We start from the raw sequence: 13,753 nt of genomic DNA, 5'->3' as shown, positions 1-13,753 counted from the left end.
GTCAGTCCGGCAGGTCAGCCCGGCTAAGTGAAACCCATCTATCCAGGACGGCGGCTGCGGCGCCCGAATCCACGGAGGCAGCGGCGCGGGACAGCGCCGCCCGCATGCGTTCCAGGAAAGGACCGTCGGCGCTGACATCGAAAGCCACCAGTCCTGCGGCGGCGTTCAGCAGGACAGCATCGCGTGCCGCCCCGCCCTTGCCAGCCAGAACATCACGCACGACGGCGGCATTCGCTTGCGCGTCCCCGCCGCGGAGATCCTCGACGGTTGCCAGCGGGATCCCGAGTTCCGCGGGCGAGAAATTGAGCCGGGTGACGGTACCGTTCCGGAATTCCCAGACAGTGGAAGGCCCGGTAGTGGTCAACTCGTCCAACCCGTCGTCGCCGCGGAAGACAACCCCACGGCTCCCCCTCCGCGCCAGGACACCGGCAACCAGTGGGGCCATCCTGGCGTTTGCCACGCCGACAGCTGAGGCCTGCACCTGGGCCGGGTTGGTCAACGGGCCCAGGAAGTTGAACGCGGTAGGGATGGCCAGTTCCCGCCTGGGCACAGCGGTGTGGCGGAATGACGGATGGAATACCTGAGCGAAGCAGAAGGTGATGCCGGCTTCCTCGGCATTGCGCGCCACCTGCGCGATGGGCTGGTCCAGCCTCACACCGAGCGCCTCCAGGACGTCCGCCGAGCCGGAGGACGACGACGATGCACGGTTGCCGTGCTTCACCACCTTGGCGCCGGCGCCAGCGGCGACCAGTGCCGCCATGGTGGAGATGTTCACCGTATTAAGCTGATCCCCGCCGGTGCCGACGATGTCCAGCTTCTCACCGGAGATGGTGACAGGATTGGCATGGGCGAGCATCGCGTCCGCGAGGCCGGAGAGCTCCTCCACCGTTTCGCCCTTGGAGCTGAGGGCCACCAGGAAGCCTGCTATCTGGGCCGGCGTCGCCTCTCCGGACATGATGGTGTCCATGGCCCAAGCGGTGTTGTCCGCGGTCAGGTCCGCGCCCTTGATGAGTGCCGAAATGAGGCGAGGCCAGGTATTGCCTGCCGACGGTGCAGATGCCTGTGAAGTCACCCCCTGATGCTATCGAGCAAGGATGGTCATGACTAATGTGAACCCTGCCGGGAACTTTTCGGCGCGATTTCGCGTCTTTGTAGAAAAAGTCCTCCCAAAAGGCGGTTCGCGTTGGGAACTCCGGACTTTTATAGACATAATGTCTATGTGACATCTGCGACCCATGCCCCCAGTACCCCGGCGCACCCCACGCTGAACCGCCCCAATATGGTCTCCGTTGGAACCGTAGTGTGGCTGTCCAGCGAGTTGATGTTCTTCGCCGGTCTCTTCGCCATGTACTTCACACTGCGCTCCACGAGCGGACAGTTGTGGGCGGAAGAGACAGCAAAGCTCAACTTCCCCTTTGCGCTCGTCAACACCATCGTCCTCGTGGCCAGTTCCTTCACTTGCCAGATGGGTGTCTTCGCCGCCGAGCGGCTGCAACCCCGCAAGACGGGTGGCCCGTTCCAGTTCTCCCGCTGGGGAATGAACGAATGGTTCACTTTGACGTTCCTCATGGGCGGGTTCTTCGTAGCGGGCCAGACCACCGAATACGCCATGTTGGTTTCCGAGCACGTTACGCTCTCTGCCAACGCGTACGGCTCCTCCTTCTACATCACCACCGGGTTCCATGGCCTGCACGTTATCGGCGGCCTCATTGCATTCCTCTTCATCATCGGCCGCTCCTTCGTCGCGAAGAAGTTCGGCCACTTCGAGGCCACGTCTGCGATTGTCACCTCGTACTACTGGCACTTTGTGGACGTAGTGTGGATCGGCCTCTTCCTGGTCATCTACGTGCTCAAGTAGTCAAGCTTTGATTCTTTTTCTACAAGAGGCAGAATTTCAAGAAGCGGCTCCTGGAGCCGGCGCAGCATCGAATAAAGGAACCACCACGTGAAGGCACTCTCGCAAAAGCGGCGTCACCCCCTTGCAGCCATAGCGCTGCTCCTGCTGGGACTCCTCGTCACAGGTGGGCTCTACGCCGTCGCCACCACCGTCAACCAGGCCAAGGCATCGACGAGCTTTAGCTCAAGCGACGTGGAGGAGGGCGGAAAGCTCTTCGCCGCCAACTGCGCCACATGCCACGGAATGGGTGCGAGCGGATCCAAGGACGCTCCGTCCCTGGTTGGCGTCGGCGCAGCTGCCGTGGACTTCCAGGTAGGCACCGGCCGCATGCCAATGCAGATGAACGGTCCGCAGGCGTACCAGAAGCCCGCCCAGTTCAACGACGAACAGACGCATCAGCTTGCAGCCTACGTCGCTTCCCTGGGAGCCGGCCCTGCGATTCCCGAAGAAGGCCTGTTGGACGAAAAGGGCGACGCCGCTGCGGGCGGCGAGCTGTTCCGCACTAACTGCGCCATGTGCCACAACGCCGCTGCGGCAGGCGGCGCCCTGACCCGCGGCAAGTTTGCACCGGCCCTGGCCGGCGTCTCCGGTAAGCACATCTACGAGGCCATGGTTTCGGGACCGCAGAACATGCCGGTCTTCAGTGACGCCAACGTCTCCCCGGAAGGCAAGCGCGACATCATCACGTTCCTGAAGCAGATTGAGTCCAACGGGTCCCCCGGTGGTGCGGATCTCGGTGCTTTGGGCCCGGTCTCCGAGGGCCTGTTTGTCTGGATCGCCGGGCTGGGCGTCATTATCGCCTTTACCATCTGGCTGACCTCCCGGACGTCCTAGGCGCTCGGCAAACACCATCAGAATTTCTGCTGATCACTCAGCAGTTTGACATTGAAAACTAACTCGGCAGAAGCCGGGACGAGAGAAGGATGAGGCGAATTATGGGCAACCATAGTGACGGCAGTCCGAACCACTCGGGCACCGTAGCTACGGCTGGTCAGAATGAGGTGGAGAAGTTCCAGGATCCTGGAATTCCCCCGCACCGTTTGCGCCTGGCTGACACGGACCCGAAGGCCGCAAAGCGTGCAGAACGGCAGGTCGCCCTACTTTTTGGCGCCTCAGTTGTTGGCACCCTGATCTTCCTGGTGGCGTACTTCGCCATCGATCTGGGCGACGACTCCAGCATCGCCACCATCCGCCTGCAGAACGCATTGCTGGGTATCGGCACGGCGTTTGCGATGCTTGGCATCGGTACCGGCATTGTCCACTGGGCCAAAGCCCTGATGCCCGACCACGAGGTCTCGGAGGAGCGGCACGCAGTCCGCATCGAAGAGGACCGCGTGGCCGCCGTCAGGATCGTTGACGACATCGTGGAGGAGACGGGCATCAAGCGTCGCCCGTTAATCCGCAACACCCTGCTCGGCGCCGTCGCACTCGCCCCCCTTCCCGCTCTGGCAGTATTCGGCGACCTGGGCCCGCGTCCCGACAAAACGCTCTCGCACACCATGTGGGCACCTCAGGAGGGCAAGCTCAAGCGCCTCACCAGGGACCCTGATGGTACGCCGATCAAGGCGTCGGACGTCACGCTCGGCTCCGCCTTCCACGTCATCCCGGAGGGCCTCAACGAACTGCATGAAGGCAAGCTCAACGAAAAGGCCAAGGCCGTTGTGCTCCTCATGCGCCTCGATCCAGCGTCCCTTAACCCTTCCAAGGGCCGCGAGGACTGGAGCTACAACGGAATCGTTGCATACTCCAAGATCTGCACCCACGTCGGTTGCCCGGTTGCTCTCTATGAGCAGCAGACGCACCACCTGCTGTGCCCGTGCCACCAGTCCACCTTTGACCTCACGAACGAGTGCAAGGTGATCTTCGGCCCGGCCAGCCGCCCCCTCCCCCAGCTGCCCATCGCAGTGGACGACGAGGGCTACCTGGTCGCAACCAGCGACTTCAAAGAACCTGTTGGACCTAGTTACTGGGAGCGTGATGAGCATGAGCGCAGCATCAACAGCTGAAGCCCCCGCCTTCGTCGCCAAGACCAAAACCGGACGCATCACTGATTTTGTTGATCAGCGCGTCGGCGGTTCCGGCATTCTGCGTGAGTTCGGCCGCAAAGTCTTCCCCGACCACTGGTCGTTCATGTTCGGTGAAGTGGCGCTCTACTCGTTCGTCATTCTGCTGCTGTCAGGCACCTTCCTGACGTTCTTCTTTGACCCTTCTATGGCGGAAACCCACTACGACGGTTCCTATCTGCCGCTGAAGAATGTTGAAATGTCGGTGGCCTACAGCTCATCGCTCAACATCTCCTTCGACGTCCGGGGCGGCTTGTTCATGCGCCAGGTGCACCACTGGGCAGCCCTGCTGTTCGTTGCATCCATCGGTGTGCACATGCTCCGCGTCTTCTTCACGGGCGCCTTCCGCAAGCCGCGTGAAATGAACTGGGTTGTCGGCGGAGTGCTGCTCATCCTGGCAATGGCCGCCGGTTTCACCGGCTACTCCCTCCCCGATGATCTGCTGTCCGGTAACGGCCTGCGCATCATCGACGGCGTCATCAAAGCCATTCCTGTGGTGGGAACGTACATCTCCTTCTTCCTCTTTGGCGGCGAGTTCCCTGGCACCGCCATCATCGGCCGCCTCTACATGCTCCACATCCTGCTCGTCCCCGCGTTGATCCTCCTGATGATTGTGCTGCACCTCTTCATGGTGGTTGTTCACAAGCACACTCAGTACCCCGGCCCCGGCCGCAACGACGGGAACGTTGTGGGATACCCGCTGGGTCCCGTCTACGCAGCCAAGGCCGGCGGCTTCTTCTTCATCGTGTTCGGCGTGCTGGCCCTGATGGCGGGCTTCTTCACCATCAACCCGATCTGGAACTACGGTCCCTATGACCCGTCGCCGGTTTCCGCCGGCACTCAGCCCGACTGGTACATCGGCTTCGTTGACGGTGCCCTGCGCCTGATGCCCGGCGTCATCGGTGACTTCCACTTCGAATACATCATCTTCGGGCACGTCCTGACCCTGAACGTCCTGCTTCCGGCTCTGGTTCCGGCGGGCATCATCTTCACGGTGCTGTTCATGTACCCCTGGATCGAGCGCTGGATCACCAAGGACGACCGCGAGCACCACGTCCTGGACCGCCCGCGCAACGCGCCCACCCGTACGGCGATCGGTGTGGCCGGGTTTACCTGGTACTGCGTGATGTGGGCAGCGGCTGGTTCCGACCTGATCGCCACGCATTTCCACGTGTCGTTGAACGACGTGACCTACTGGCTGCGGACCTTGTTCTTCATCGGGCCTGTCATCGCGTTCACCGTCACCAAGCGGGTCGCGCTGGCGCTTCAGCGCAAGGACCGCGAGATTGCCCTGCACGGCCGTGAAACGGGACGCATTGTGCGCCTGCCCCACGGTGAGTTCATCGAGGTTCACGCACCGCTCGATGAGTACAAGCACTACAAACTGGTGGGCTTTGAGTCGCCGGTTCCGCTTCCGGCGGTTCCCAACGACCACGGAATCGTCACCCGCAAGGAGAAGCGGCGGGCCTGGCTGTCGCGCTGGTTCTTCGAGGACCGGGTTGCTCCGGCCACCCCGGCGGAGCTGGAGGCCGCGCACGGCCACCACGCCCAGCCGGCAGTGGAAGCCCGCGAGGAAAGCAAGAGCTTGAGCCACTAAGGCATAGATATCGCTCAATGGGAAAGGCCCGGTCCAAATGTGGACCGGGCCTTTCCCGTTGGCAGGAGTTTTGGAAGGCTAATGATTCCGGTAGCCGGCCGACTGGCTGCGTGCAGTCCGCGCCCCGGGCCGCTGCAGCGGAACCCAAAGTTTATAGCGGTCCGCGCGGTAGTAGGAGACGGAGTAGTCCACCATGGCCCGGGCAACGAACGCATGCCGCTGGATCTTGAGCAGAGGTGAGCCGACGTCGACGTTCAGGAGCCGGGCTGTCGAAGGGGATGCTGCGGTCGCCTCGATCATGTCCTCCCCCCATTCCATGACAAGCCCGAACTGCTCGCTGAGGACGTTATACAGCGAGGTTGGAGGTTCGCCCTCCAGCAACCCCGGAACCCGGTGCGCCGGGATGAAGTTCTCATCCACGCTCATCGGTTCGCCGTCTGCCAGCAGCAGCCGGCGGAAGCGCACCAGCGGCGTTCCCTCATCCAACTGGAGTTCACGGGCCAGGAAGGCGCTGGCGGCGATTTGCTCGAAGCTGAGAACCTTGGCTGCGGGGACCATCCCGCGGCGCTGCATTTCCTCGCTGTAGGAGGTCAGCTTTACCTGCAGATCGAGTTTCGGCTTTCGGACAAATGTGCCCAGACCGACCACGCGCTCAATGACCTCTTCGCCTACGAGCGCGTCAATGGCTTGGCGTACTGTCATCCTGGCCAGACCGAAACGCTCCGCCAGGTCACGTTCAGACGGCAAAGCCGATCCCGGTGGACAGGAATCCGCGATGTACGCGCGGAGGATTTCCCGCAGCTGGATGTATATGGCGGTCCCGTTGCTGCGATCTATTTCGCCCGTGACTCCGGCAGCGTTAGCAGCCATGGCCGGTTGCCCCTGCTTCTATGTTCACCTTCCAATCTTAAGGTAAACAGACGGAGGTCTAGACCACCCAGTCGTCAGAACGGAGGGGTCCCCACCGGGTCAGGGCTGCCGTCTTCCCTGGACCAACGACCGGCGATACTTGCCTGGCGTGAAGCCGAGGATCCTTTGGAAGTCGTTCGTTAGATGGGCATGATCGGCGTACCCTAGCCCGGCAGCGATCACCGCGAGGTCCGTGCCCGGGTTTGTCCGGGTCTGTTCGACGGCCTCCTGCAGCCGGCGCCTTCGCATTAGTGTGGACGGACTGAGCCCGATGTACTTCTTCGCCACCCGTTGGAGGGTCCTTGGGGAAACAAACAGGCGGGCCGCGACGTCCTCGATCCGCGTCGCGCCGGCGCTGTCCCCGATGACGTCCATCATCCGGTTTGCAAGCAGGCCTTCCTCGGACAACTCCGTCCCCTGCGCTACCAACCAGGCAGTGAACGCCTCCACCGCGAGCTGGCGACGCTGCTCCGGATCTGTCCCGCTCATGGCCTCAGACACGACGGCATGCAGATCAGCGAACGGCAATTCCATCCGGGCATCCCGCAGGGTACCCGGGTCCGCGATGAAACGCGGAACCACAGCCGGACGCAGGAGTGCTCCAACGGCCCAGCCCCGCCCGGTGAGATCGCGATGCGAGCAGCGGGTGGTTGGCCCCGCAAATTCGACGAGGTCGTTCTGCACCACCAGGTTGGAGGTCGGAAAGGCGATCACCTGCTGGCGTGACGTGTGCCCTGGCTCGATGTCCCATTCAGGGATCCAGAACCATTGCACCAGGTCTGTGACACAGTCCGGGGCGGGAACACGGTGAAACGTAGGAAGCCGCGCCGGGTACAGGATGCCCTTGAACGAAGCCGCGATGGTGTTGCTCCCCTCAAAGGCTGTCGCGATTCTCCAAGCCTGTGGTCGTGAGGTCGCGTACGGTCAGATTCATGAGTGATTCTACAAGCCCAGAACTGACCAATGGCGCCCACGGCGAACACACGAGCCACGGTACACCGCACGGCTTCACGAGCCTGACACCGTTCCTTGCGATCCCCAGTGCCAGGGACGCCATCACTTTCTACGAGTACGTCTTCGGAGCACGCACCGTGTCCGTCACCGACATCGCAGGAGTCCTCGTGCACGCCGAGCTTGACTTCGGTCACGGGCGCCTGCAGCTGGGTGAGCCCAATCCGGCCTACCACCTTGTGCCCCCGCCCGGACGTGATGATGACTGCTACTCCCTTGGCTTCTACTGCCCCGATGCCGATGCCACCGTTGCCCGCGCCGAGGAGTCAGGAGCGAGCATCAGGGAGCCGCTGTCCACTTTTGTCTCGGGCGATCGGTACGCCAGTATCCGCGACCCGTTTGGTGTGCGCTGGTCCATCATGACGCGTGTCGAGGATATCCCGGAGGAGGTGAGCGCTCAACGCGTTGCCGACTGGGCATCAACGCAAGGGTGAGCCAGTGCCTGTTTAGCTGTCCCAGGCGAACGCCGGATATATTTGGACAGGAAAATCAGGATTGACGGAGGGGGCCGTTGTGACAAAAGGAGTCCCGTTGCCAGTTCGCAAGGCCATGGTGTCAGCCTCAATAGGCCTGCATGCGCGCCCCGCCGCGCTGTTCGTCAGGGCCGTGACGGACACCGGGCTGCCTGTCACGATCAGGAAAGCGGGAATCCAAGGCGTCGACGCCCGGTCGCTTCTGGAAGTGATGACCGCCGATTTCCACCACGGCTGCGAGGTGGAGCTGTCCATCGCCGACTCCGCCGCTGACGGCCCCTCAGGCCACCAGGCAGTGCAGGACGCCCTGATCATGCTGGCACAGCTTTTGGAGTCGCAGGCGGCCCGTTAGGACTCTCCAGAGCGCTTCCGCCCCGGTCCCTGCCGGCTTCCCACAGGCACCATGACAGAACGACGTCGGGCCCCACCAAACGGTGGGGCCCGACGTCGTTTTGTCTCACTGCTGCGGTTGAAGAAACCGCGCTTTTGGAACCTAGTGGGCGTGATCCCCGCGGCTGTACTCATAGACCCAGCCAACGAGGGCCACGACGGCGAGTCCGGCACTGATGAATAGAATCCAGAAACCCACGGCCATGCCCAGGAATCCACCTGCGCAGGCGAGTCCCAGGACCAGCGGCCACCAGCTCCAAGGACTGAAATGTCCCTGCTCGCCGGCGCCCTCATGGATCTCTGCGTCGTTCCGGTCCTCGGGGCGCATACCGACGCGTTTGCCCGTGAAGCCCAGGTAGCCGCCGATCATTCCAGCCAGACCGCCGACGAGGAGGATCCCCAGCGTGCCGACCCATTCATGCCAGCCGGTCAGGAATCCGTAAACCAGGGAGACCGGTACGAAGAAGAAGACTCCGGCTCCAAATATCCATGATTCGATCTTCACTTGGTGGTGTCCTTCTGGTCGGCGTTACCGAGGGTTGCAGCTACCGGAGCAGGTTCCTCGACTGTGTGGACCTGGGACAGCTCCGGGTGGTGCAGGTCCAGGGCCGGCCGCTCGGAGCGGATGCGTGGCAGTGAGGTGAAATTGTGGCGCGGCGGCGGGCAGGACGTGGCCCATTCCAGTGAGGCACCGAAGCCCCACGGATCATCCACGGTGACGCGTTCCGCAGTGCGCCACGTGATGTAGACGTTCCAGAAGAACGGAATCAGTGATGCGCCGAGCACGAACGAGGAGATCGTGGAGAACTGGTTCATCCAGGTGAAGCCGTCCTCAGGCATGTAGTCCGCGTAGCGCCGGGGCATGCCTTCCACGCCCAGCCAGTGCTGGATCAGGAAGGTGCCGTGGAAGCCAAGGAACAGCATCCAGAAGTGGATCTTTCCGAGCCGCTCATTGAGCATCTTGCCCGTCCACTTCGGCCACCAGAAGTAGAATCCGGCGAACATCGCGAACACCACGGTGCCGAAGACGACGTAGTGGAAGTGCGCCACGACGAAGTACGAATCGGAGACGTGGAAGTCAAGCGGGGGCGAGGCCAGGATGATGCCGGTCAGGCCGCCGAAGAGGAACGTGACCAGGAAGCCGAGGCTCCACAGCATGGGGGTTTCGAAGGTCAGGGACCCCCGCCACATGGTGCCGATCCAGTTGAAGAACTTCACACCGGTGGGCACCGCGATGAGCATGGTCATGAAGGCGAAGAACGGCAGCAGCACGGAGCCGGTCACGTACATGTGGTGTGCCCACACCGTGACGGACAGGGCGGCGATAGCGATGGTCGCGTAGACCAGGCCCTTGTAGCCGAAGATCGGCTTGCGGCTGAAGACCGGGAAGATCTCAGAGACGATGCCGAAGAACGGCAGCGCGATGATGTACACCTCAGGGTGGCCGAAGAACCAGAACAGGTGCTGCCAGAGGACCGCTCCACCGTTTTCCGGATCGAAAATGTGGGCACCAAACCGGCGGTCAGCGCCGAGGGCGAACAGTGCCGCGGCAAAAGGCGGGAAGGCCATCAGGACCAGGATTGCCGTGACCAGGGTGTTCCAGGTGAAGATCGGCATGCGCCACATCGTCATGCCGGGAGCGCGCATGCAGATGATCGTGGTGATGAAGTTGACGGCGCCAAGAATCGTGCCGAAGCCTGACAGGGCCAGGCCGAAAGTCCAGAGGTCGCCGCCGATGCCGGGGCTGAAGGTGGTGTTGTTCAGCGGGGCATAGGCGAACCAGCCGAAGGACGCCGCGCCCTGCGGGGTAATGAATCCAGAGACTGCAATGGTTGAACCGAACAGGAAGAACCAGAAGGCCAAAGCGTTCAGCCGCGGAAACGCGACGTCGGGCGCGCCGATCTGCAGGGGCATGATGACGTTCGCGAAGCCGGCAAACAGCGGCGTGGCGAACATCAGCAGCATCACTGTGCCGTGCATCGTGAACAGCTGGTTGTACTGTTCCTTGGTCTGCAGGATCTGCATGCCTGGCTCGAACAGTTCGGCCCGGATGAGAAGGGCCATCACGCCGCCGAAGCAGAAGAACACAAATGACGCGATCAGGTACATGTACCCGATGACTTTGTGGTCGGTGGAGGTGATCCAGTTGACGACGATGCGTCCCTTGGACCTGGGAACCACGGGAGCCTCGAGGACGCCGGTGGGTGCGGATTGAGTGTACGTAGCCACGTCGCTCCCCTTACTTTATTTCGTTCAGGTTCGGGTTGCGGTCATACTCTTCGCCGAGGAGCCCCGTATTGCCTGAGTCGCGCAGGTCCTTGATGTGGGCCTGGAATTCAGACTCCGACACCACCTTGACGCGGAACAGCATTTCGGAGTGGTATTCGCCGCAGAGTTCAGCGCACTTGCCGTCATAGGTCCCCTCTTTGGTGGGGGTGAACCTGATGTAGTTGGTCTTGCCCGGAATCATGTCGCGCTTCTGCAGGAAGGCCGGAACCCAGAAGGAGTGAATCACGTCGCGTGAGTTCAGCTCCAGGTCAACGGACTTTCCGACGGGCAGGTACAGCGTGGGCAGCTTGTCCTTGTCCACGGCATTGCCTGTCAGGTGCGCCTGGACGCCTGCTTCGTGGACGTCTTCGGAGATGACGTTGCCGGACTTGTAGTTGAAGTCCCATGCCCACTGCTTGCCGCGGACGTCAACGACGACGTCGGCCGGCTTGGAGCGGTCATCGATGGCCTGCTGGTCGCGGTCGGTGAAGTAGAAGAACACCAGCACCATGAACAGCGGGATGGTCAGGTAAAAGACCTCAAGCGGGAGATTGAAGCTCGTTTGCTTGGGAAAACCAACGGTTCCCTTGCGGCGACGGTAGGCAACAATGCACCAGACGATCAAACCCCAGGTAATGATGCCCACAACAAGTGCGGCAATCCATGAGTTGACCCAGAGGTCCATGATGCGGTCAGTGTTACTGGTGGTGCCCCGCTCGGTGGGCAGCCACCCCTTCTCTACCTCTGGCGAACATCCAGTCAAAACCAACGCGCCGGCAACTGCCAAGCCTGAGATCGAGGTGATCGTTTTGCGTCGGCTGCCGGTTCGGTTCTGCGAACTCACAGACGGCCCTTCCTACTTGTTGCTGTTGTCCGGGCAGCCGTTGGCTTTCCGGGCACACTAAAAGTTTTACTACTCGGTGTAGAGCTTACCGGTCCCCCGGACATTTCGCCCACATGTCGGCGCCGCGGTTCCGTGCCGTTTTGAATGACAGGAACCGCGGCGCCGACACCGGGCGAAAAGTCCGGATCAGTGGAAGGAATCTCCACAGGCGCAGGAGCCGCCAGCGTTCGGGTTGTCGATAGTGAAGCCCTGCTTCGAGATGGTGTCCTCGAAGTCGATGCTCGCGCCGCTGAGATAGGGCACGCTCATTTTGTCCACGACAACTTCGACGCCGTCATAATCCCTGACAGCATCCCCGTCAAGGAGCCGCTCGTCGAAGTAGAGCTGGTAGATCAGGCCCGAGCAGCCGCCCGGCTGCACGGCGACGCGGAGGCGGAGGTCAGTCCGGCCTTCCTGCTCGAGAAGGCTGCGCACCTTGCCGGCGGCAACGTCGGTCAGCTTGACCTCGTGGGCAGCCAGTTCGTCGCTGCCGGCGCTGGTGGTTTGAGTGCTGTTCTCATTGGTTGCGGTGCTCATTTGGCCTACCTTCTTAGGATGGTCCTGGCGGCCCCGCGCGAGCGGTGCCTACCCCTACGGAAACGGTGCGGGCTATAGCTACATGCTACGTCGGTCAGACGCATAGCTCTAACTCCAAACGTAACCATGCGGACCCTGTACTTGTTCCCTGCCGGTGTGTGCCGTACATCGGCCTGCCAGCGACACAGTTCAGCCCAGGCCCTCAGCGTTCAACCTGGCGAGCAGCAGGGCTTCGGCCACGACGGCGTTGCGGAAGTCCTCGATGTGGAGGGACTCGTTAGCACTATGCGCGCGGGAATCGGGATCCTCGACTCCCGTCACAAGGATCTGCACGTCGGGATAGATCTCGGTGAGGTCGGCGATGAACGGAATCGAGCCGCCAATTCCCATCTCAACTGCCGGCACGCCCCACGCCTCCCCCAGCGCCCATAGCGCGAGCGAAGCAGCTTTCGAGGACGTGTCGGTGAGGAAGGAGCTACCACTTTCTCCGGGCGTGAACACCACCGTCGCGCCGAACGGCGCATTGGCTTCAACATGCTGGCGCACGGCTTCCATTGCCTCCGAAGGCACTTGCCCGGGGGCCAGGCGCAGGCTGAACTTGGCCCGGGCCCGTGGCAGCAGCGTATTTGATGCAACGTCCACGGACGGAGCATCAATGCCGATGATTGAGAGGGCAGGCTTGGTCCAGAGGCGGGAAGCGATAGTCCCTGATCCGGCGAGCCGGACGCCGTCGAGCACAGAGGCATCCGCACGGTACTCCGCTTCGGTCAGATCCACACTGACGTCGTCGCTGGACAGCAGGCCTGGGATGGCCACGTTTCCCTCGGCATCATGCAGGGTGGCAATCAGCCGTGACAGCAGAGTAGGCGCGTCCAGCACGGGGCCGCCGTACATGCCCGAATGGACGGCATGGTCCAGCACCCGTACCTCGAAGGTCCCGTCCACCAGGCCGCGGAGGCTCGTGGTCAGCGCCGGAACACCTACTTTCCAGTTACTGGAGTCTGCCACAACGATTACGTCGGCGCGGAGCAGCTCGCGGTGTGCTTCCAGGAAGGAGCGGAATGTCGGCGACCCCGCTTCCTCCTCCCCTTCAAAGAAGAAGGTCACGCCAAGGCCGAGTTCCTGGCCGAGGACTTCCGCCACCGCGGAGTAGGCGGCAACATGGGCCATGATTCCGGCCTTGTCGTCCGCCGCGCCGCGCCCATAGAGCCTTCCGTCTTTTTCCACGGCGGCGAACGGCTCCGTCTTCCAGAGCGCAGGATCGCCAGGCGGCTGGACGTCATGGTGGGCGTACAGCAGTATGGTCGGCTTCCCGTCGGCTGCCTTCCGGCGCGCGACGACGGCTGGGCCGCCCGGGGTGCCGTCCGCCTTGTCAGACCGCAGAATCTGCACATCGTCCACACCGGCATTGCGAAGGAGGTCGGCCACGGCCTGGGCGCTGCGCTCCAGCGGAGCGGGATCGAAACTCGGCCAGGCTATGCCTGGAACGGCGACGAGTTCCCCGAGCTGAACAAGCGTGGCGCCGAAAGACCTGTCGATTGCGCTCCGAAGCCCCTGCGCGTCGACGGCGCCCGCGGAGCCGCTGGCCTGTTGGTTGCCGGAGTTGTGAGGGGTTGCCGCTGGCGTTGACGTCATGGCGAAAACAATACCTGCGCATCATTGCTGTGGCATCCGCGGGTGCCGGACGCGGCCGCGTTCGCGGCGTCGAAATTCCTGAGCGCCCTG

Annotated in this window: 14 protein-coding genes; 6 read left to right on the top strand and 8 right to left on the bottom strand. The window is 62.5% G+C overall.

The window, feature by feature from the left end; translation table 11 throughout:
• Position 1: 1 nt before the first annotated feature.
• Positions 2–1,072, bottom strand: coding sequence for an anthranilate phosphoribosyltransferase (trpD, locus tag QFZ40_RS08955; RefSeq protein ID WP_306903947.1), 1,071 nt, complete (start codon positions 1,070–1,072; stop codon positions 2–4).
• A 147-nt stretch (positions 1,073–1,219) separates the two neighbouring features.
• Here trpD and ctaE point away from each other — a divergent pair, with 147 nt between their 5' ends.
• The 4 genes from ctaE to qcrB all read left to right on the top strand — a co-directional run bounded on the left by ctaE (position 1,220) and on the right by qcrB (position 5,557).
• A complete protein-coding gene (gene ctaE, locus QFZ40_RS08950) occupies positions 1,220–1,858 on the top strand; it encodes an aa3-type cytochrome oxidase subunit III (protein ID WP_444861236.1) in 639 nt (212 codons plus the stop codon).
• Positions 1,859–1,945: 87 nt separating this feature from the next.
• The gene (gene qcrC / locus QFZ40_RS08945; RefSeq protein ID WP_306903945.1) at positions 1,946–2,731 is read left to right on the top strand and encodes a cytochrome bc1 complex diheme cytochrome c subunit; all 786 of its coding nucleotides are present in this window, start codon (positions 1,946–1,948) and stop codon (positions 2,729–2,731) included.
• A 101-nt stretch (positions 2,732–2,832) separates the two neighbouring features.
• Entirely contained in the window at positions 2,833–3,903 is a 1,071-nt protein-coding gene (gene qcrA, locus QFZ40_RS08940; RefSeq protein WP_306903944.1) for a cytochrome bc1 complex Rieske iron-sulfur subunit, read from the top strand.
• Entirely contained in the window at positions 3,881–5,557 is a 1,677-nt protein-coding gene (gene qcrB, locus QFZ40_RS08935) for a cytochrome bc1 complex cytochrome b subunit (protein ID WP_214959441.1), read from the top strand. Before qcrA ends, qcrB begins: the two co-directional genes overlap by 23 nt.
• Before the next feature lie 78 nt (positions 5,558–5,635).
• Here qcrB and QFZ40_RS08930 read toward each other — a convergent pair whose 3' ends face one another.
• A complete protein-coding gene (locus QFZ40_RS08930) occupies positions 5,636–6,427 on the bottom strand; it encodes a GntR family transcriptional regulator (protein ID WP_306903943.1) in 792 nt (263 codons plus the stop codon).
• Positions 6,428–6,526: 99 nt separating this feature from the next.
• The gene (locus QFZ40_RS08925) at positions 6,527–7,303 is read right to left on the bottom strand and encodes an AraC family transcriptional regulator (RefSeq protein ID WP_306906880.1); all 777 of its coding nucleotides are present in this window, start codon (positions 7,301–7,303) and stop codon (positions 6,527–6,529) included.
• A gap of 95 nt (positions 7,304–7,398) precedes the next feature.
• On the opposite strand from QFZ40_RS08925, the gene QFZ40_RS08920 reads away from it, so the two are divergent.
• Both QFZ40_RS08920 and QFZ40_RS08915 read left to right on the top strand, forming a co-directional pair.
• Complete coding sequence (locus QFZ40_RS08920; RefSeq protein ID WP_306903941.1) at positions 7,399–7,911, top strand: VOC family protein; 513 nt, start codon at positions 7,399–7,401, stop codon at positions 7,909–7,911.
• A 97-nt stretch (positions 7,912–8,008) separates the two neighbouring features.
• Positions 8,009–8,302 carry an HPr family phosphocarrier protein gene (locus QFZ40_RS08915; protein WP_306903940.1) on the top strand — a complete coding sequence of 98 codons (294 nt, stop codon included), beginning with the start codon at positions 8,009–8,011 and terminating at the stop codon, positions 8,300–8,302.
• Between the two features lie 141 nt (positions 8,303–8,443).
• Here QFZ40_RS08915 and QFZ40_RS08910 read toward each other — a convergent pair whose 3' ends face one another.
• The 5 genes from QFZ40_RS08910 to QFZ40_RS08890 form a co-directional block, all read right to left on the bottom strand.
• Entirely contained in the window at positions 8,444–8,845 is a 402-nt protein-coding gene (locus QFZ40_RS08910; RefSeq protein ID WP_306903939.1) for a cytochrome c oxidase subunit 4, read from the bottom strand.
• Positions 8,842–10,569, bottom strand: coding sequence for an aa3-type cytochrome oxidase subunit I (gene ctaD, locus QFZ40_RS08905; RefSeq protein WP_306903938.1), 1,728 nt, complete (start codon positions 10,567–10,569; stop codon positions 8,842–8,844). The genes QFZ40_RS08910 and ctaD overlap by 4 nt, the downstream gene beginning before the upstream one ends.
• 10 nt (positions 10,570–10,579) lie before the next feature.
• On the bottom strand, positions 10,580–11,452 hold the full coding sequence (gene ctaC / locus QFZ40_RS08900) for an aa3-type cytochrome oxidase subunit II (protein ID WP_306903937.1): 873 nt from the start codon (positions 11,450–11,452) through the stop codon (positions 10,580–10,582).
• 186 nt (positions 11,453–11,638) lie between these two features.
• A complete protein-coding gene (locus tag QFZ40_RS08895) occupies positions 11,639–12,028 on the bottom strand; it encodes a HesB/IscA family protein (protein WP_306903936.1) in 390 nt (129 codons plus the stop codon).
• 189 nt (positions 12,029–12,217) lie between these two features.
• Entirely contained in the window at positions 12,218–13,663 is a 1,446-nt protein-coding gene (locus QFZ40_RS08890; protein ID WP_306903934.1) for a dipeptidase, read from the bottom strand.
• Positions 13,664–13,753 lie beyond the last annotated feature (90 nt).

It is taken from the genome of Arthrobacter pascens, assembly GCF_030816475.1.
GTDB classification, from domain to species: Bacteria; Actinomycetota; Actinomycetes; order Actinomycetales; family Micrococcaceae; genus Arthrobacter; species Arthrobacter pascens_B.
The sequence above is the reverse complement of the archived record's forward strand: the minus strand, read 5'-3'. Positions and strand labels throughout refer to the sequence as shown.